General features: G+C 42.4%; 18 protein-coding genes and 4 tRNA genes. 18 read left to right on the top strand and 4 right to left on the bottom strand.

Annotated features, from left to right (window positions below; genetic code table 11):
• The first annotated feature begins 70 nt into the window (after positions 1-70).
• Positions 71-1705, top strand: a complete 1635-nt coding sequence (locus EDC41_RS03885; RefSeq protein WP_020831124.1) for an ABC transporter substrate-binding protein — start codon at positions 71-73, stop codon at positions 1703-1705.
• Between the two features lie 53 nt (positions 1706-1758).
• Positions 1759-2031 (top strand): acylphosphatase, encoded by a 273-nt coding sequence (locus EDC41_RS03890; protein ID WP_006249326.1) that lies wholly within the window; start codon positions 1759-1761, stop codon positions 2029-2031.
• Between the two features lie 59 nt (positions 2032-2090).
• On the opposite strand, the gene pepN is transcribed toward EDC41_RS03890, so the two are convergent.
• Together pepN and hutZ are read right to left on the bottom strand one after the other, a co-directional pair.
• Complete coding sequence (pepN, locus tag EDC41_RS03895) at positions 2091-4703, bottom strand: aminopeptidase N (RefSeq protein WP_006251758.1); 2613 nt, start codon at positions 4701-4703, stop codon at positions 2091-2093.
• A 149-nt stretch (positions 4704-4852) separates the two neighbouring features.
• Positions 4853-5371 (bottom strand): heme utilization protein HutZ, encoded by a 519-nt coding sequence (hutZ, locus tag EDC41_RS03900; RefSeq protein ID WP_006251759.1) that lies wholly within the window; start codon positions 5369-5371, stop codon positions 4853-4855.
• A gap of 153 nt (positions 5372-5524) precedes the next feature.
• Between hutZ and EDC41_RS13660 the strand changes: the two genes are divergently transcribed.
• From EDC41_RS13660 to hutX, 3 genes are read left to right on the top strand one after another with little or no spacing between them, the layout of a single operon-like run.
• Positions 5525-5908 (top strand): TonB-dependent receptor plug domain-containing protein, encoded by a 384-nt coding sequence (locus EDC41_RS13660; protein WP_006251760.1) that lies wholly within the window; start codon positions 5525-5527, stop codon positions 5906-5908.
• A gap of 17 nt (positions 5909-5925) precedes the next feature.
• A complete protein-coding gene (locus EDC41_RS03905; RefSeq protein ID WP_230269122.1) occupies positions 5926-7953 on the top strand; it encodes a TonB-dependent hemoglobin/transferrin/lactoferrin family receptor in 2028 nt (675 codons plus the stop codon).
• A 54-nt stretch (positions 7954-8007) separates the two neighbouring features.
• Complete coding sequence (gene hutX / locus EDC41_RS03910) at positions 8008-8514, top strand: heme utilization cystosolic carrier protein HutX (RefSeq protein WP_006249322.1); 507 nt, start codon at positions 8008-8010, stop codon at positions 8512-8514.
• Positions 8515-8593: 79 nt separating this feature from the next.
• On the opposite strand, the gene EDC41_RS03915 is transcribed toward hutX, so the two are convergent.
• A complete protein-coding gene (locus EDC41_RS03915) occupies positions 8594-9811 on the bottom strand; it encodes an aromatic amino acid transport family protein (protein ID WP_006251762.1) in 1218 nt (405 codons plus the stop codon).
• 160 nt (positions 9812-9971) lie between these two features.
• Between EDC41_RS03915 and mfd the strand changes: the two genes are divergently transcribed.
• From mfd to EDC41_RS03980, 13 genes are all read left to right on the top strand, one after another.
• Positions 9972-13505: a transcription-repair coupling factor gene (gene mfd, locus EDC41_RS03920; RefSeq protein WP_006251763.1), complete on the top strand. Its 3534-nt coding sequence runs from the start codon at positions 9972-9974 to the stop codon at positions 13503-13505.
• Between the two features lie 162 nt (positions 13506-13667).
• Positions 13668-13955: a BrnT family toxin gene (locus tag EDC41_RS03925; RefSeq protein ID WP_006251764.1), complete on the top strand. Its 288-nt coding sequence runs from the start codon at positions 13668-13670 to the stop codon at positions 13953-13955.
• Entirely contained in the window at positions 13956-14168 is a 213-nt protein-coding gene (locus tag EDC41_RS03930) for a BrnA antitoxin family protein (RefSeq protein ID WP_006251765.1), read from the top strand.
• A gap of 115 nt (positions 14169-14283) precedes the next feature.
• Positions 14284-14544 carry an antitoxin gene (locus EDC41_RS03935; protein ID WP_006251766.1) on the top strand — a complete coding sequence of 87 codons (261 nt, stop codon included), beginning with the start codon at positions 14284-14286 and terminating at the stop codon, positions 14542-14544.
• Positions 14545-14934, top strand: coding sequence for a type II toxin-antitoxin system VapC family toxin (locus EDC41_RS03940; protein ID WP_020831127.1), 390 nt, complete (start codon positions 14545-14547; stop codon positions 14932-14934). It abuts the gene before it with no gap.
• A gap of 19 nt (positions 14935-14953) precedes the next feature.
• Complete coding sequence (gene pepT, locus EDC41_RS03945; RefSeq protein ID WP_006251767.1) at positions 14954-16192, top strand: peptidase T; 1239 nt, start codon at positions 14954-14956, stop codon at positions 16190-16192.
• A gap of 166 nt (positions 16193-16358) precedes the next feature.
• Positions 16359-16434 (top strand) — tRNA-Gly (locus tag EDC41_RS03950).
• A gap of 18 nt (positions 16435-16452) precedes the next feature.
• Positions 16453-16539 (top strand) — tRNA-Leu (locus EDC41_RS03955).
• 41 nt (positions 16540-16580) lie between these two features.
• A tRNA-Leu gene (locus EDC41_RS03960) sits at positions 16581-16667 on the top strand.
• A 21-nt stretch (positions 16668-16688) separates the two neighbouring features.
• Positions 16689-16764, top strand: a tRNA-Gly gene (locus tag EDC41_RS03965).
• An 87-nt stretch (positions 16765-16851) separates the two neighbouring features.
• A complete protein-coding gene (locus tag EDC41_RS03970) occupies positions 16852-17637 on the top strand; it encodes a Rossmann-fold NAD(P)-binding domain-containing protein (protein WP_006251768.1) in 786 nt (261 codons plus the stop codon).
• A gap of 73 nt (positions 17638-17710) precedes the next feature.
• Entirely contained in the window at positions 17711-18571 is an 861-nt protein-coding gene (locus tag EDC41_RS03975) for a metal ABC transporter permease (protein ID WP_006250124.1), read from the top strand.
• Positions 18564-19373, top strand: a complete 810-nt coding sequence (locus EDC41_RS03980) for a metal ABC transporter permease (protein WP_006250123.1) — start codon at positions 18564-18566, stop codon at positions 19371-19373. Before EDC41_RS03975 ends, EDC41_RS03980 begins: the two co-directional genes overlap by 8 nt.
• Before the next feature lie 56 nt (positions 19374-19429).
• On the opposite strand, the gene EDC41_RS03985 is transcribed toward EDC41_RS03980, so the two are convergent.
• Entirely contained in the window at positions 19430-20173 is a 744-nt protein-coding gene (locus tag EDC41_RS03985) for a metal ABC transporter ATP-binding protein (RefSeq protein ID WP_006250122.1), read from the bottom strand.

A 20173-nucleotide genomic window follows, 5' to 3' on the forward strand; every position in this document is an offset into this window, starting at 1 on the left:
CTAGACTTAAAAAAATTAATTAGAACAAATCGGCTGGTTGCAAGCCAATATTCATCAATGGAGATCAAATATGCAGTCAAAATTCTCGCTTTCCTTATTAACAACCTCATTAGTGTTAGGCTTATCGGCAAATGTGTTTGCAGCCAAAGTGCCTGAAGGAACAACGCTTGCAGAAAAACAAGAAATTACGATTAATAATGGTTCTGAGCCATCAAGTTTTGATCCACATAAAATTGAGGGCGTGCCGGAATCGCAAGTTGCTTATCAGTTATTTGAAGGATTGGTAACGAAAGATTCTGACGGCAATATTCAGCCGGGTGTGGCAGAAAGTTGGGAAAATACACCGGATTACAAAACGTGGACGTTCAAATTACGCCAAGACGCTAAATGGTCAAACGGTGATGCCGTAACTGCTCACGATTTCGTATTTGCTTGGCAGCGTTTGGTTAATCCACTTACGGCTTCACCTTATTCAAGCTATTTAACTTATCTCAATGTAGAAAATGCTCAAGATATTATTGGCGGCAAGAAAAAACCGGAGGAACTGGCAGTTAAAGCGATTGATGATCATACTTTCCAGGTGCAGTTAAGCCAACCTGTCCCGTATGCAGTTGAGCTGGCAACACACTCTTCTTTATTACCTGTACACAAAGCAACCGTTGAGAAACACGGCGATGCGTGGGTGAAAAAAGGCAATCTGGTTGGAAACGGGGCTTATACCTTAGCCGATCACGTTATTAATGAAAAAATCGTGTTTGAGCGTAATAAAAATTATTGGAATGATAAAGAAACCGTGATTAATAAAGCGACTTTCTTAGCCATTGCTAATGCCGCAACTGATGTTTCACGTTACCGTGCCGGTGATTTGGATATGACCAACTATGCTCTTCCACCGGAGCAGTTTGCAACCTTGAAAAAAGAGATTCCAAACGAAGTGTTTACGGCAAGAACCCTTTCTACTTATTACTATGAAATTAACCATAAACGAGCACCGTTTGATAATGTGAAAGTGCGTGAGGCGTTAAACTTAGCTTTAGATCGCACCATTATTACCGATAAAGTGCTAGGACAAGGTCAAACACCAACTTATGTATTTACACCGCCTTATATTCACGAGGGTGAAAAAATCCAGCAACCTGCTTATTCCAAAGATTCAATGGCAGATAGAAAAGCCAAAGCGTTGAAATTATTGGAAGAAGCCGGTTACAGTAAAGCGAACCCGTTAAAATTTACTATTCTTTATAATACCAACGACAACCACAAGAAAATTGCGATTGCAGTTTCATCATTATGGAAACAAGGCACAGACGGCATTGTTGATGTGAAATTAGAAAACCAAGAGTGGAAAACATTCTTAGATACCCGCCGCAATGCAAATTATGATGTTTCTCGTGCAGGTTGGTCGGCAGACTATAACCAAGCAACCACCTTTGTGAACTATTTCTTATCGAACTCCAGCAACAATACTGCGTTTTATAAGAGCCAAGCTTATGATGATGCGGTAGCAGAATCTTACAAAGCGACAGACGCAGCTGGTCGTGCAGCTGCTTATGCAAAAGCAGAGGAGCAGTTAGCCAAAGATTATGCGATTATTCCGATTTATAACTATGTAAACCCACGTTTGGTGAAACCTTACGTGAAAGGCTATGAGGGTAAAGATCCGCAAGATGATATTTTACTGCGTAACCTCTACATCGTGAAATAAGACATTATGGGCTGTTTATTGAAAAATAAGCAGCCTATTTTTATGGGGGAAGAGTGGTCGCAAAATTATTCTCGGTTTACGGACGGGTTCAAGGTGTCGCTTTTCGGTTTTTTACCTTGCAGGAAGCGAATCGATTAGGCATAAAAGGCTATGTCAGAAATCGTGATGACGGCTCGGTAGAAGTGGTAGCTGAAGCGGATGAACAGACAATCGCTCAACTGGAAAATTGGTTACAACAAGGCTCACCTGCTGCAAAGGTGGAACGGGTAATTGTGAGCGATTATCTTGGTTCAGAAAGGTTTAAAAGGTTTGAGGTAAGGTATTAACTAACAAGCGGTGTCATTTGTAAAAAAATTTGCAAACGACACCGCTTGTATTGCTTGGTTTAATCTAACGCTTTTTCAATTTTCTCAAACAGATCTCGTGCTAAATTATCCAGCTCACGCAGGCGTTCTAGACCACGACGCATCAAGGTTTGGCGTTGGTTATCGTAGCGTGAGAGTTTAATTAACGGCTCAATAAGTCGAGCAGCAACTTGTGGGTTACTTTCGTTAAGTTTAATCAGCGTATCTACCAAGAAACGATAGCCTGAACCGTCAATGGCGTGGAAGGCTTTCGGGTTTTGACCGCAGAATGCACCTACTAATGAACGTAAACGGTTCGGGTTATTAAAGTTAAAACTTGGGTGTTCCATTAAATTTTGCACGATGGATAACACATCGTCGTCCGGTCGGGTGGCTTGTAGCATAAACCATTTATCCATCACTAAACCATCATGTTTCCATTTTTGCTCAAAATCGGCTAATAATGCATCACGGCAACTTAGCTGGGCTTTGGTTACGGCTTGTAATGCAGCAAGCGTATCAGTCATATTATCGGCATTATTGTAATGCTTATGCACCAACGCGTTGCCTAAATCAGTAAAGGCTAAATAGCTTAAGCAAGCATTACGCAAGGCTCGTTTAGCAATATCTTCAGCCACGACTTGATATTCCCCGCATTGGTTTTGGTGATATACCGCTAATAACTTATCTTGCAAGGCGTGAGCAATGGAATGCTGCATAAATTCACGCACAACCGCAATACCTTGTGGGTCAATGGTTTTGAACGATTCTGCAAACTCGGTTTCTTTTGGCAATGTGAGGGTTAATGCAGTTAGTTCCGGCAGGCTTGCTGAGTTATCCAACACGAACGTTAGGGCATTCACCAACCCTTCTGAGAAGCTGAGTGGTTGATGTTGCTGATAACGGCTTAAATTTTCACGCAGTTCATTGGTATAGAGCATTTGAGCTGCATCCCAACGTACAAAATCATTTTCAGCGTGTTTGAGTAAGGTTAAAAGCTGCTCGGTGGTATAGTTGTAATCTAACCGTACCGGTGCAGAGAAATCACACAGTAATGCAGGCACCGGGCGTTGTGTTACATTATGAAACTCAAAGGTTTGGTGTTCTGCGGTTACATCTAACACATCGCTTACGGTCAATAATTCATATTGTAACGGAATGCGTTTACCGTCCTGTTCACCATATAACGCTACTTTAAGCGGAATATGCAGATTGAGTTTATCCATCTGATCGTGGGTTGCCGGTGTCATTTGTGAAATATGCAAGCGGTATGCCTTGCGGGTTTCATCATATTCATCGGAAATGGTGAGCTCAGGCGTGCCGGATTGGCTATACCAACGGCGGAATTGTTCAAGATTAACGCCTGAAGCATCTTCCATTGCTTTAACGAAATCTTCACAAGTTGCCGCAGAACCATCGTGTCTTGCCACATAAAGTTGCATACCTTGCTGGAATTTTTCTTCACCTAACAGGGTGTGAATCATACGAATAATTTCCGCCCCTTTTTCATACACAGTCACGGTGTAGAAATTATTCATTTCAATCACTTTTTCCGGGCGAATCGGGTGAGCCATCGGGCTGGCATCTTCGGCAAATTGTACGGTACGCAGTAAACGCACATCTTCAATCCGTTTTGCCGAACGAGACCATAAATCGGAGGTAAATTCCTGATCACGGAAGACGGTTAAGCCCTCTTTTAAGCTTAGTTGGAACCAATCACGGCAGGTAATGCGGTTGCCCGTCCAATTATGGAAGTATTCGTGGGCAATCACCGCTTCAATATCTAAATAATCCGTATCGGTTGCGGTTTCCGGTTTTGCCAATACAAATTTGGAATTGAAAATATTTAACCCTTTGTTTTCCATTGCTCCCATATTGAAGAAATCAACGGCAACAATCATATAAATATCTAAATCGTATTCCAAACCGAAACGCTCTTCATCCCATTTCATTGAACGTTTTAAGCTCTCCATCGCCCAAGGTGCACGGTCTAAATTTCCACGATCGACATAAATTTCAAGCGTGACTTCACGTCCGCTTTTGGTGATGAATTTATCTTGGAGTAAGTCAAAATCCCCCGCAACCAAGGCAAATAAATAGCTTGGTTTAAAGAACGGATCTTGCCATTCCACCCAGTGTCTGCCATCGTGCAAGTCGCCTTGGGCAATGTGGTTGCCGTTAGAAAGCAGATACGGGTATTTGCTCTTACTAGCGGTGATTTTTGTCGTATATTTTGCAAGTACATCAGGGCGGTCGAGCATATAGGTAATCTGGCGGAAACCTTCAGCCTCACACTGGGTGCAAAACCCGTCGCCCGATTTATACAAACCTTGTAACGAGGTGTTTTGTGCCGGATTTAATGCGGTTTCAATTTCAAGCTCGAACCGCTCGGCAGGCACATCGGCTAAATTTAAGGTTAAAGATTCATCATCTTTTTGAAAGGCGGAAAACGGCTCGCCGTTATATTTAAGCGAAAGGAAATCGAAACTATGACCGTCTAAACGAAGTGTTGTCGCCTCAGGATTTTTACGCACGACAGTTAGTTTTGAGGTGACAAAAGTGCGATCTGGGTCAAGTTGGAAGTCAAGATAAATATCAGTAATAGTGAAATCGGGAGCTCGATAATCTTTTCTGAGTTTCGCTTTAGGTTGCATAGGATTTCCTTTTTTTAGTTGCGTTTAGCTCATAGAATAGTGTCGTTATTGTACTAAAATAGCGGTAAATTTTCCAAAAAATTTGACCGCTTGTCGCAATAAAAACGGCTATAAATAGGATTATTTATAGCCGTGAGTTTATTTCGCAATTAGGCAGTTTGGTGGCCTTGGTCTAAATGAACGATATTAATTAAGTCATCAACACCAACATCAAAGGCTTTACCAAATCCTTTTACAAATAAGCCTGCCGTTGGCTTAAAGCTAAAGAGCTTGAAATCTTGCATATTTGACAGTTCATCAACTAAATCGCCGTGACGAGCTTTAAGTGCTGCAATGCTATTATTCCATTCCTCATCAGTACGTTCAATCATTCGCACTGTTGCGTCAAAGGTTAAGCGACGACGGGCAAAAATTTGACGGCTCTTACTTTCATCCTCAATTAGCATTAAAGAGACTTTTGGCACCTCTTGTAAATTACGAGCGTGACGGGCAATAGTAGTGATTAAGACTTGATATTCGCCGTTATTAATTACAAAAGGGGCATAGCTCACATTCGGTACACCATCTTTATCTATGGTTGCAAGCATTATAGTTTTGATTTGTTGTTTTAATTCTTCAATTTCTGGACCTAAACGGTTTTGTAAGACCTCTTGACGGTTGGTTGTCATAAAATACCTCAATTTAAATAGTGTTTTTTAGATTACTATAAAGAGTGAAAACTTTCAATCCATATGAGAATCATTATTGACTATAAATGTGATGTAACTGATAATACATATTATTAATAATAAAGTATATTAAAAATCTATCTAGGGAGAATCATGGTGTTTACCTCTTATTCAATAAAGTCTAAAAAATTGTGCCCGACTATATTGGCTTTAAGCGTTAGTAGCATTTTGTCTTCACAAGCTACCTATGCGGAAGAAACAACAGCGGAATTATCTGAAGTAAATGTTGTTGCTAAAGAAGATGTGAAGGCTTCTATAGAAAAGAAAAATAAAGAGATAATTCAGCAAGAGTTGATTCAAAATAATCGAGATTTAGTTCGTTATAGCCCTGATGTTGGCATTGTTAACCAAGGTAGACATCAAAAAGGATTTGCTATTCGTGGAGTGGAAGACAACCGTGTAGGAATAAGTATTGATGGTGTCTCGCTTTTCCTGATTCAGAAGAAAATTCCCTTTATAAACGCTATGGTAATTTAAATACATCTCGCCAATCTATAGATCCGGAATTAGCTCGTACTATTGAAGTATCTAAAGGTGCAGATTCTTTCAATCAAGGTAGTGGTAATTTAGGCGACGGAGTTAATTATCGGACGCTTGAGCCTTATGATATTGTTCGTAACGGTAATAAATTTGGTGCTTTTTATCGCACAGGATATGGTACTCGTAATAATGAATGGTTGAATACATTCGGTGTTGGATATTTAGGTGAGAAAGCTGAGGCGATATTGGTTTATTCAAATCGCCATGGGCATGAAATGAAAAGTGCAGGAGGTTATACACTTCCTGAAGATTCTCTACAAACTCGCTCTTTACGCAGTAGTAAACAAACTCCTGATGATTCTACTCATAATCATCATAATTATTTAGCCAAATTTGCTTATCGATTTAATGATAATCACCGCGTTGGTGTTTCTTACAGTGGGCAAAATAATAAAAATTATATTATCGAAGATTCAGCCGTTACTATTACTTCTTTTTGGCGTGAAGCGGAAGACCGTAGTAAACGTGATACAGTAAATGTTTTTTATGAGTATTTCCCAGAGTCAAAATGGATATCTCTAGCGAAGATAGATGCAGATTATCAAGATACTGAAACATCTGCTTATAACTATGAAGGTACACGCGCTGAAGATGCAACAGACTGGAGCCCTGTTAAACAAAGAAAACCAAGTGACAATAATATTCGTATTTTTAATACTGAATTGAAACGCTTAAATTTCCGTTTAGACAGCCAAGCATTAGAATTTGGTAAATGGACTCATCAGCTATCTTTCAAAGCCTCTACTGCAGAGAGAGATTTCGATGTATTACATAAGGACTCGGTTTATTTATCCGGTGTTTGGGTAAATTCTCCCGATTCTACGATGATGTACCCAATTAAAACGAAACAGCACACTTTTTCATTGCACGATAAGATTGATTTAACGCATGATTGGATTGCAACGCTAGGCATTCGTTATGATTGGGCGAAGTATGAACAACAAGAACTCAATGGTCTTGTTTGTCGTAACTGCGTAAAAACTGACAATGCGAAATTTAATCAACTAACTTGGGTTACCGGTTTAGAAAAACATCTGACTGAGGCATGGAAAGTAGGATATAACATTGGGACAGGCTTCCGTATTCCAAATGCATCAGAAATGTATTTTGATTACCGTGATAATGCTGCAGGAGCTTGGATGTCCAATCCAAACCTAAAAGCGGAACGTAGTTTAAGCCAAAATTTAAGTTTGCAAGGTAGTGGCAATGTTGGGCTGCTCTCAGTTAATTTCCACCATACTAAATATAAAGATTTTTTATGGGAGCAAGAAACCTGGGATGTTTACCAAGCATATGGTAGAGAGTTTTGGCGCCCGGTACAGCAAATGCAAAATATTGATTCTGCGAAAATCTACGGGCTAGAAGTGAGTGGTAAATGGAATTTAAATTCAGCTATGCCAATACCTGAAGGCTGGAAGCTATTTGGAGCCTTCGGTTACAGCAAAGGTAGTATGTCTAACGGGGCAGATTTACTTTCTATTCAGCCGATTAAAGCCGTAGTTGGCTTAGATTATGAACAACCTGAAGGTAAATGGGGAGTATTTTCTCGCTTCACATTCTTGGGGGCTAAAAAGGCGAAAGATGCAAAATATTTAAAAACATTACCGGAAAAATGCCTTAAAGAGGATAGAACGCCAAATCCGTATTACCCTTATTGGGGGGATGAATATGACATTCGTTGTACTGAATATTCTCACGAGACAGGTTTAGATACCTGGAAGCACTTAAATGCTAAAGCCTTTGTTGTGGATTTATACGGTTTCTATAAACCAACTGAGAATATTACATTACGTGCCGGTATTTATAATTTGTTTAACCGTAAATATCATACTTGGGATACTTTACGTGGTTTAAATACAACAGGTGGAATCGTTAATTCTGTTGGAGTACGTGAAAATGCAACTTACGGTGGCTATCCTGGATTACAACGCTATTATGAACCTGGACGTAACTTCTCGGCTAATTTTGAATACCGTTTCTAATTTACAAATTTACTTAGAGAGCTAAGAAACTCTCTTTACTTAAAGGAACATTTAATGATATCAATCGAACAACAAACCGCCTTACGCAATGAATTGGCCGAAAATCCGGGGCAAATTTTAGAAATGTTAGCGGCAAAATATCAATGCACGCTGGAAGAGGTAATGCTGAATTTACCGGCTGAAATGCTAAAAGTAACCGAAGGGGAACGTTTTGCCGAAGTGCTACAGCAAATCCACGAATGGGACGATGCGATTACGCTGATTTCGCATACGGAAGATACCATTATTGAGTTTGTGGGAAAGCTCCCAAGCGGTTCAATTTCTCGTGGATTTTACAATTTCGAACATAAAGAGGGCGGAGGCTTACAAGGGCATCTACGCTACGAAAATTGTGCCAAAATTTATTTGTTGGATCGTCCTTTTATGGGAAAACGTACTGTTTCACTGATTTTCATTAATAAAAAAGGCAACGCAATGTTTAAGATTTTTGTCGGCAGAGAGAAAATTGGCGGGGCATTAAAAGAGCATCAAATTAAGGCGCTGTATCAGTTGATTGGCTAATCTGTAAAAAGTCATCGAAAAATGACCGCTTGTAACTTATAGAAAGGGCTACGATATTGAATCGTAGCCCTTTTCAATATTAGCCTACCGTTTGCGGTAAATAGCCAGCCTGAATTAAAAACGGAATGACCATAATGATAATACCGGCAATTAACGCAACCACTAATGCCAAATTACCACCAATCACACGGTAAGGTAAATTCGGATATTGGCGACGTGCTTTCCACGCTAAGCCGATAGGTAAAATCATACCATAGAACGCAAAGAGTAAACCGGCGTAACCTAATGCCTTAATAAAGCCGTTCGGATAGAATAAAGCGAACAGAATTGGCGGTGTAAAGGTGGCGATGGTCAGCCATAAACGGTTAGTCGGTAGATTTAAGCGTTTTAACAAATCGCCCACGCCTTCAAAAATTCCCATCGAAACCCCTAAAAATGAGGTAATCAATGCAAGCACTGAGAATAAGCGAACCATTTCGCCTAAAATCGTACTACCGGTAATCTGGCTAGTGGCTTTCACCAAGCCGTTTAAGGTCGGATCTTGTGTCAAAATTGTGGTGAATTCATTTTGGCTTAATACCCCGTGTGTAGCGAGCTGCCACAATAAATAAGCCACTAGCGGAATTGCCGTCCCGATATAAATAGATTTACGAATTTTGCCGATATCTGCGTCTAAATAGCTATTAATTGTTCCCATAATAACGTGGAAACCGAACGCAGTGAAGAAAATGGGTATAGCAGAAATAATGAGTAAGTTATCTAATGGAATTGCTGTCAAGTTTTCCAGCTTCGCTTTAGGCAGCATCATCAGCAACACGGCAATAAAAGCAACAATTTTTCCCAAAAACAGTACTCGGGTTAAACCATCAACCGATTTCACGCCGACTACCACAAATGTACCTAATACCGCAGTGAAGATTAAAATGCTGATTTTCAGTTTCATATCAGCATCTGCCATTTCAGGCATTACACCGGCTAACAGTGAACCACCACCGGTAATATAAGCCGCAAGTAGGGCATAAAGTAGTACGAGCAAACTGAAAGTGGCTAATACACGCCCGATTAAGCCAAAGTATTGCTCGGCAAGGCTTGCCACTCCAACATCTTTTTGCGGAGCGGTTTGATAAACTTCCATAAATAATAAACCGGTGTAGGCCAATAAAGCCCATAATCCGACTAAGAGTAATGCGGTTGCCCCAAAACCCATTCCGGCAGAGGTGAGTGGCATTGCAAGCATTCCTGCACCAATGGTAGTGCCTGCAATCATTAATGCACTTCCTAAAATTTTATTTTTCATAATATGTGTGAGTAAGAGTTAAAAAAGGGGAACATTTTATCAGAATTTTTTCGCAATGCGATCTAGATAACATAATTTCTCCGCTTATTTTGCACAATCAGCCGTGCTTTAGTAAACTAAGCAACAATTTGCAATTTTTTATTTAAAACAGACCGCTTGTATGTCTTTAATTTCACTTAATCTGCCGAAATCTGACGGCAATTTTCAAGATCATCAAACCCTCGGTAACCTTGTCGGGTATTCCGATACCCTTGCGATCAGCCAAGCTGCCCGAGCCTTTTACGGCTTGACGGTGGTTGTCACACCCGACACCCGTACGGCGTTACGCTTGGAAAAAGCCTTGCCTCAGTTTGCAGGGCTGCCAGTGCAACTGTTCCCCGATTGGGAAACCTTGCCTTATGACAATTTTTCGCCGCACCAAGACATTATCTCCGCCCGACTTTCTGCCCTGTTTGAACTGCAACAAGGGCGACAGCAGATTTTGCTGTTGCCGATCAACACCTTAATGCAGAAGGTCTGCCCGCCGAATTATCTCGCTAACAATGTGCTGTTGATTAAAAAAGGCGACCGTTTTTCGATTCAAAAACTGCGGTTACAACTGGAAAATGCCGGCTATCGGGCGGTGGAACAGGTGTTGGAATATGGTGAATACGCCGTGCGTGGCTCGATTTTAGACTTATTCCCGATGGGAGCAGAAGAGCCGTTTCGCCTCGATTTTTTCGATGATGAGATCGACAGTATCCGCACTTTTGATGTGGATAACCAACGCACCAAAACGGAAATTGCCGAAATTAATTTACTGCCGGCACACGAGTTCCCGACTGATAGCAACGGGATCGAGCATTTTAGAGTCAAATTCCGTGAAAAATTCGGTGAAATCCGCCGTGAGCCAGAGCATATTTATCAGCAAGTCAGCAAAGGCATTTTAAATGCAGGGATTGAGTATTGGCAGCCGTTGTTTTTTGAGGAAATGGCAAGTCTGTTTGACTATTTCCCTGCCCAAACGCTGTTTATCACTTTCGCCGATATTCAGCAAAAAGCTGAACAATTTCACCAAGATACCCAAAACCGCTATGAAAGCCGCCGAGTGGATCCGATGCGACCGCTACTGCCGCCGAGCGATCTCTGGTTTGCGATTGATGAGGTAAATCGCTGGCTGAAAGGCTATCCCCGTTTAACGATAACTTCGGAGAAAATCCGTAAATCAGCAGCGAAAATGAATGCAAATGTGGCTAACTTGCCGGATATTGCTATTCAATCCTCTGCCAAAGAGCCGTTTTCTGCTTTCCAGCAATTCCGCCAAAAATTTGACGGCAACATTCTGTTTTCGGTGGAGAGCGAAGGGCGAAGAGAAACCTTGCTGGATTTGCTTGCTCCGCTTGGGGTGAAGCCGAAGCAGGTCAATTCATTAGATGAAGCACAAGGTTTGCCATTTTCCCTGATTATTTCACCGCTTGATCAAGGGTTTGTGGTGGAAACGGGCGGGCACGGGACCCGCCCCTACGATGATGAATTAAATACAAATGGCGAAAATGATAATAACTACGTAGGGGCGGGTCCTGTGCCCGCCCGCAACCTTGCCATCATCTGCGAAACCGACCTGCTGGGCGAACGTGTGCAAACACGGCGTGAGAAAAACCGCAAAGCCGTCAATCCTGATACCTTAATCCGTAATTTAGCAGAACTCAAAATCGGACAGGCGGTGGTGCATTTGGAAAACGGCGTGGGGCGTTACGGTGGCTTAACCGTGCTGGACGCTGGTGGGATCAAAGCCGAATATCTCGTGCTACATTATGCTAACGATGCCAAACTCTATGTGCCGGTTGCCTCGCTCCATTTAATCAGCCGTTATATCGGTGGGGCGGATGAAACTGCGCCGCTACATAAATTAGGCAGTGAAGCGTGGGCGAAAACCCGCCAAAAAGCAGCGGAAAAAATCCGTGATGTGGCGGCAGAATTGCTTGATGTTTATGCCAAACGAGAAAGCCAAACCGGTTTTGCGTTTGCCTACGATAAAGCGGAATTTGATCAGTTTAGTGCCACTTTCCCTTATGAGGAAACGGACGATCAGAAAATTGCCATCAATGCCGTAATTAGCGATATGTGCCAAGCCAAAGCGATGGATAGATTGGTGTGTGGCGATGTTGGCTTCGGCAAAACCGAAGTGGCCATTCGAGCGACTTTCTTGGCAGTGATGAACCATAAACAGGTGGTTATTCTTGCCCCAACTACCTTGCTCGCCCAACAGCATTATGAGAATTTCAAAGACCGTTTCGCCAATTACCCTGTGAATGTGGAAGTGCTGTCTCGCTTTAAAACCGCCAAAGAGCAGAAAACGATTTTGCAAAATGTGGCGGAGGGCAAAGTGGATATTTTGGTCGGCACGCACAAACTGTTGCAAGACGATGTAGCGTTCCGTGATCTTGGGCTTTTAGTGATTGATGAAGAACACCGTTTCGGCGTACGCCAAAAAGAGAAAATCAAACAACTGCGTGCCAATGTGGATATTCTGACCCTCACCGCCACGCCAATTCCAAGAACGCTGAATATGGCACTCAACGGAATGCGTGATCTCTCGATTATCGCCAGCCCGCCGGCTCGCCGACTTTTAATCAAAACCTTTGTGCGACAAAGTGATGAAATGGTAATCCGTGAGGCAATTTTGCGTGAAATTCTGCGTGGTGGGCAGGTTTACTACCTCCATAACGATGTGGCAACCATTGAAAATTGTGCCGAGAAATTGGCTGAACTCGTGCCAGAGGCAAGAATTGTGATCGGACACGGGCAGATGCGTGAGCGTGAATTGGAGCGGGTGATGAGCGATTTCTATCATCAACGCTTTAACCTGCTGGTTTGCTCCACCATTATTGAAACGGGGATTGACGTGCCGACTGCCAATACCATTATTATCGAACGGGCGGACAAATTCGGGCTGGCACAACTGCACCAACTGCGTGGACGGGTCGGACGCTCGCACCACCAAGCCTACGCCTATATGCTCACACCGCACCCGAAAACGCTCACCAAAGATGCCGAGCAACGCTTGGAGGCGATGAGTACCATTGATAATCTCGGGGCCGGTTTTGCGTTGGCGACCCACGATTTAGAAATTCGTGGTGCAGGCGAATTGCTCGGTTCGGAGCAGAGCGGACAGATTGAAAGCATCGGTTTTTCGCTCTATATGGACTTGCTCGAAAATGCGGTCAAAGCTTTGCAAGAAGGGCGAGAACCGAGCCTCGATGAAATCACCCAACACCAAGCGGAGATTGAATTGCGTGTACCGGCCTTATTGCCGGACGATTATCTGCCTGACGTGAATATGCGTCTGTCGTTCTACAAGCGGATCGCAAGCTCGGAAAATCTGCAAAGCCTGAACGACTTGAAAGTGGAGCTGATCGATCGCTTCGGCTTGCTCCCAGAGGCAACCAAAAACCTGTTTGCGATTACCCAACTTCGCTTGTCGGCACAAACGCTCGGGATTAAGAAAATCGATGCCGGCATTCACGGCGGTTATCTTGAATTTAAACCGACAGCCCAGCCCGACCCAATGAAGTTTATCGCCTTAATCCAAAAACAACCAGCGGTGTACAGTTTTGAAGGGGCGGTGAAGTTCAAATTCCGCTTAGCACTCGAAGACAACCGCAAGCGGTTAGAATTTGTGGAAAATTTGCTAAGGGAGGTTGTGGGCGGATAAAGCCTCCTAAGGTTGTCAATCTTGAAAAACGATTTTTGAGATCTGTATCGTAAAAATCGTTTTTGTTTATTGCGAATCCAGTAATTTCATCTAGGCTGTTTATAACTTAAAAAAATAGATGTAAATATATTTTATTTACAATCAAAAAGGAGTAAACTGGCAATGGAAGAAATTAATGGTTTTGAATGGGATAGTGAGAAAGCTCTTCGTAATCAACAAAAACACGGAGTTAGTTTTATCGAGGCGGTAAGCGTATTTTATGATAATAATGCGATGTTAATCCCGGATCCAGATCACTCATCTAGGGAAGAGCGTTTTTTGCTACTCGGGCGTAGCAATAAAGATAATCTACTTGTGGTTGTGCATTGCGAGAGAAATACCAACATTCGGATTATTTCAGCACGTTTGGCAACAAAACGCGAAAGTGGGCAATATAAAGGAGTACATTAAATGAGAGATGAATACGATTTTTCTAATGCAGTGAAAAACCCTTACGCAAAAGGGCTAAAAAGCAAAAGTGTGGTTACTATTCGGATTGAAGACGATGTTATCAGCTATTTTAAACAACTTGCCGAAGAGGTGAATTTGCCTTACCAAACGTTGATCAATCTTTATTTGAAAGATTGCGTTGAGCAGAAACGTAAACCGACTATTAGTTGGTAATATTATGATTTGAAATCAGTATGTTATTGAGTATTTGAGAATGGGTTATCTTGCCAGTTGTATAAAATAGGCATATACTTTGGCATATACACTATCTATCGGAGGGTAAAGTAGGATGGAAAAAATTGCGAGATTATTCCGTAACGGGCGGAACCAAGCAGTGCGTTTACCGGTTGAATTTGAGTTTGATGCAGAGCAAGTCTATGTTTCTAAACAAGAAAATGGCGATATTTTATTATCATTGAGATCGAGAAATACCGAGCATTGGCAACGATTGTTTGAGCTATTGCCTGCTGTTGTATGTGATGAAACATTTTTAGATACAAAAGAGAGAAACCAATCCTTTGAGCAACGGGATCCTTTTGAGGTAGCTTAAATGTATATGTTAGATACGAATACTGTAAGCTATTTTTTTCGTGGAAATGCAAATGTGGTGGCGAAATTGAAGTCCATTAATCCTGAGAGGCTTTGTATTTCATCTGTAACTGCTGCTGAATTGGTTTATGGTGTGGCGAAAAGAAATAATGGGCAGCTTTCTCAATTTTTAGGTTATTTTTTATCGAGTGTAAAGGTTTTAGATTGGAATTATCGTTGTGCTGAACTTTATGGAAAGTTACGGGCAGAGATGGAGAAAAATGGCAAAGTAATGGGCGTGCAGGATCAAATGATTGCTAGTCACGCTCTTGCTGAAGAGTGTATTTTAGTTTCTAGCGATCAGGCATTTAAAATGGTACCTGATCTGAAATTGGAGAATTGGTTACACTAAACTATAGTAAGGAAAAACAATGAAACAATCCCTTCTTAACCGTTTACTACGTTACACCCAAATTCACACAACTTCAGATCCGAAAAGCCAAACTGTGCCAAGCTCGCAACAGCAGTGGGATTTGCTTCATCTGCTGAAAACGGAAGTAGAGGCGATGGGGCTAAGCGAGATTTATCTTGACCCCAACGGCTATCTGTTCGCCAGCTTGCCTGCCAATATTGACAAAACCCTGCCGGTGCTTGGGCTGATTGCCCACGTTGATACTTCGCCCGATTTTAATGGTGAAAACGTGAAACCACAGGTGATTGAGGCTTATCAAGGCGGCAATATTTTGCTAAACGGCAGTGGCGATTATCTTTCGCCAACGGATTTCCCGAATTTAAACAAGCTGATTGGCGACACCCTAGTCACCACTGACGGCACCTCTTTGCTTGGCGCAGACGACAAATCCGGCATTGCGATTATTCTCTCGGCTATCGAGTATTTACAAGCCAATCCGCACATTCCGCACGGCAAGATCCGCATCGGCTTTACCACCGATGAAGAGATCGGTCGAGGCGCAGATCATTTTGATGTAAACGCATTCGGTGCCGATGTTGCCTTTACCCTTGATGGCGGGCCTCTGGGCGAATTGCAATATGAAAATTTCAATGCCGATGCAGCGACCGTTACGTTCTTCGGGCGGAGCGTTCACCCCGGCACGGCAAAGGGCAAGATGATCAACGCCTTAGAGCGAGCTTGCGAGTTCCAACACCGTCTGCCTCCCCATTTAACCCCTGCCACCAGCGAAGGGCGTGAAGGCTTTATTATGTTGCACGGCATTGAGGGTGGAATTGATAAAGCGGAAATTCACTATATTTTACGTAGCTTTGAGCGTGATGAATTAGCTGCATTCGGCAAAATGCTGAATGATACGCTGGCAGAGATGCAACAGATTTACGGCGAACAGTGCGGAAAAGTCGAGATTGTCGAGCAATATCGCAATATGCGTGAAGTGCTGGACGATTACGGCTACTTGGTTGAAATTGCCGAAAACGCAATGCGTGAACAAGGCATTGAGCCGAATTTAGAACCGATCCGTGGCGGTACTGATGGCTCACGCCTTTCATTTATGGGCTTGCCTTGCCCGAATTTATTTACCGGCGGCGAAAATTTCCACGGACGATTTGAGTTTATTTCGGTTGATACGATGGAAAAAGCCACAAAGGTTGTAATTGATATTTGTCGGAAATTTGCTGATTATGATTTCAACAAATAAGGCGGCTGCAAGCGGTCAAATTTGATGAAAAATTTGCAAAAAGCGTTATTTTTCACCAATTAAACGATTTTTTACAGATTTCCTACAAATTTATTTGACATTAAATCTGAAATCCATAGAATATGCACCTGTTGAGACCTCTACGAGGTTCGTAGCGTTTTTAAATGCGGGAATAGCTCAGTTGGTAGAGCACGACCTTGCCAAGGTCGGGGTCGCGAGTTCGAGCCTCGTTTCCCGCTCCAATTTTTCTATATCGTGCTGCCCGAGTGGCGGAATCGGTAGACGCAAGGGATTTAAAATCCCTCGCCTTTCGGGGCGTGCCAGTTCAAGTCTGGCCTCGGGCACCATTTAGAAGAATTAAATTTTAACAAAATAGATAGTTATCGAAGCCCGAGTGGCGGAATCGGTAGACGCAAGGGATTTAAAATCCCTCGCCTTTCGGGGCGTGCCAGTTCAAGTCTGGCCTCGGGCACCATTTTGATAATTAAGCAAATATGCGGGAATAGCTCAGTTGGTAGAGCACGACCTTGCCAAGGTCGGGGTCGCGAGTTCGAGCCTCGTTTCCCGCTCCAATCTAGAAATAAAATAGATAGCACCACGAGGTGCTTTTTTTGTACCTGAATTTCCCCTCATTCCAATTTTAATCTTGAGAAACGTAAATGATGAAAAAAATTACCATTTTAGGGCTTGGCTGGCTCGGACTACCTTTAGCTGAAGCATTACAAAATAAGGGCTGGCGTGTTGCAGGTACTAAGCGAACGGTCGGAGAATTAGCGATAGAATGTTATCCTCTAGATTTAAATGCGTTAGCAGTGACAAGCGAAATCGAGCAATTACTTGCTGCTGATGCGTTAGTGATTGCCTTGCCCCTTAGCCAAATTCGCCCTGAAAATTACGGTTGCGGTATTCAAACATTAGTTTCGCTTGCAATAGAAAAGGGCTTGAAACATCTGGTTTTCACCAGCTCGACTTCGGTTTTGCCAATGAAATCGGGCGTTTTTGATGAAAATGCAGTGGTTGATTCTGCTAACCTATTAGTAAAAATGGAAAATTGGTTGCTGAGCCAGCCAATTCATTGTGATATTTTGCGTTTAGCTGGCTTGGTGGGCAAAAAACGGCACCCGGTTTTTTATTTGGCGGGAAAACAGAACTTGAGTGGAGCAGGGCAGCCGGTCAATTTAGTGCATTTAGAGGACTGTATTGCAGCCATTTCATTGCTGTTGGAGCAGCCGAACGGGCAGCGTATTTTTCATTTATGTGCCGAACAGCACCCAAGCCGTAAAGATTATTATAGTGAAATGGCAAAACGTTTTGGGTTAGCGGATTTGCATTTTTCTGAAGAAAATCAACCGCTTGTAAGGCTGATAAAAGCAGACAAAATTTGCCAAGAGCTTGGTTTTCGTTATTACTATCCTGATCCTTATCAATTTAAAGTAGATATTTAAGTTTAATCCATACAAGAAAAGGAGTTTATATGATAGTATATGCGAACTATTATCAACAACTTGTTAGGATTTTATGCTTGATCTTTTATTAGAGCCTTTTACCTACAACTATATGCAAAAAGCGATTTTTGTCAGTATGGGCGTGGGGTTAGTTTGTGCTTTTCTTTCCGCCTTTTTGATGTTAAAAGGCTGGTCTTTGATTGGTGATGCCTTATCACACGCTGTAGTGCCAGGTGTTGCCATCGCTTATGCACTAAAATTGCCCTACGCCTTTGGTGCGTTTTTTTCCGGGATTTTGGCGGCATTATCGATTCTTTGGGTAAAAAGCCTGACGAAAATTAAAGAAGATGCGGTTATCGGCTTTATTTTCACGACTTTTTTTGCGCTTGGTATGTTTATTGTTTCCCTCAATCCAACATCGGTTGATGTTAATTCGATTGTAATGGGAAATATTTTAGGCATTGCTGATGATGACTTGTGGCAGGTGGTACTGATTATTGCGATTTCGTTACTGGGTTTAATCCTATTTTGGAAGGATTTGCTACTCGTCTTTTTTGACGAACACCACGCATTGTCAGTCGGGCTTTCGCCATTACGCTATAAAGTGATTTTCTTTACCTTATTAAGTGCCTGTGTAGTAGTGGCTCTGCAAACGGTTGGGGCAATTTTGGTTATTGCGATGGTCGTCACGCCGGGAGCAACTGCTTATTTACTTACCGACCGTTTCCCTAGATTAGTGCTGATCGCAATGCTTATCGGCACGCTGACATCAGGGATTGGGGCATATTTAAGCTACTTTTTAGACGGTGCAACCGGTGCGGTAATTGTGTGCTTACAAACCTTAATTTTCTTATTCGCATTCTGCTTTGCTCCTAAATATGGCTTGATTACTCAAAAGCGGAAATTGCACCGTGTGGAGGTTCAAAATGCTTAATTGGATTTTAGAGCCGTTGCAATTTGAATTTATGCAAATTGCGTTAATTACCGCAATTTTAGTTGCTGGCGTGAGTGCGGTTTTATCTTGCTATCTGGTGCTGAAAGGCTGGTCTTTAATGGGCGATGCAATTTCGCACGCTGTTCTGCCCGGTGTGGTGATTTCCTCACTTGCCGGGTTACCACTCTCAATAGGGGCGTTTTTTTCAGGATTAGGCTGTGCCTTATCGGTGGGCTATTTAAAAGAAAATAGTCGCTTGAAAGAAGACACGGTAATGGGGATTGTATTTTCAGGTATGTTTGCCTTTGGGATCTTGCTGTTTACCGCCTTTAATACCGGTGAGCATTTAACCCATATTTTATTTGGTAATCTATTAGGCGTAACCAAAAGCGATTTGCTTCAGACTTTACTCATAAGCCTCTTTACCTTTGTGGTGATGGTGGCGAAACGCAAAGACTTCTTGCTCTATTGCTTTGATGTTAATCAAGCCAAAGTAGCAGGCTTACCGGTTAGATTATTGCATTATGGTTTACTTTCCTTGCTTGCTTTAACTATTATTAGTGCAATGCAAGTGGTGGGCGTGATTTTAGTGGTGGCAATGTTGATTACCCCGGGGATCACTGCTTACCTGCTGACTAAGCGGTTTGATAGTATGTTACTGATTGCCTTAGGCGTTGCGATATTTTCATCGGTATTCGGCACGTTGCTTAGCTACCATATTGATGCCGCAACAGGGCCGACGATTATTCTCGTGCAAGCGGCCATTTTTTTCCTCAGTTTTGCATATTCTAAGATTCATTGATACAAAAATAGGGAGGCATTTGCCTCCCTATTTGTTTGTGATTTGTTGCTGAAACACTACTTTTGATAATGCAATAAACCGCCGAACACCCGTTCTAAATTTTGATTATTAAAGATTTCTTCCGTTTTACCTTTTGCCAGTAGCGTGCGATTGACCATCAAAACCTGATCGCAAAAGCTTGGTACGCTGGCAAGGTTGTGGGTGGAAACTAAAATCAAATGCCCCTCATTTTTAAGCTGTTTAAGTAGCTCAACAATCGCATTTTCGGTTTTAACATCCACACCGGTGAAAGGCTCATCAAGTAAGATGATTTTACTTTCTTGAGCTAAGGCACGGGCTAAAAATACCCGTTTTTTTTGCCCGCCGGAAAGTTCGCCGATTTGCCTGTCTTTGAGATGTAAAACATCAAGGCGTTGCATTGCTTGCTCTACTTTGAGCTTATCGGTTTGGCTTGGGCGGCGTAGAAAATTCATATAGCCGTATCGCCCCATCATTACCACATCGTAAACCGAAACTGGAAATTGCCAGTCCACTTCTTCACTTTGTGGCACATAGGAAACCAAATTTTGTTTGAGGGCTTTAGCAATCGGGAGCTGACTCAGCTTAACAGAGCCGGTTAATGGCTTAACCAGCCCCATTAAACTTTTAAACAGAGTGGATTTTCCACCTCCATTCACGCCGATTAATGCACAAATTGTGCCGTTTTCCAGATGAAACGAGACATCTTGCAAAGCGATATGTCCGTTATTATAACGGACCGATAAATTTTCGACGGAAATGGAGGCTGAAACAGTTGTCAT

Origin of the sequence: Mannheimia haemolytica (genome assembly GCF_004342115.1) — a bacterium.
GTDB lineage: Bacteria > Pseudomonadota > Gammaproteobacteria > Enterobacterales > Pasteurellaceae > Mannheimia > Mannheimia haemolytica.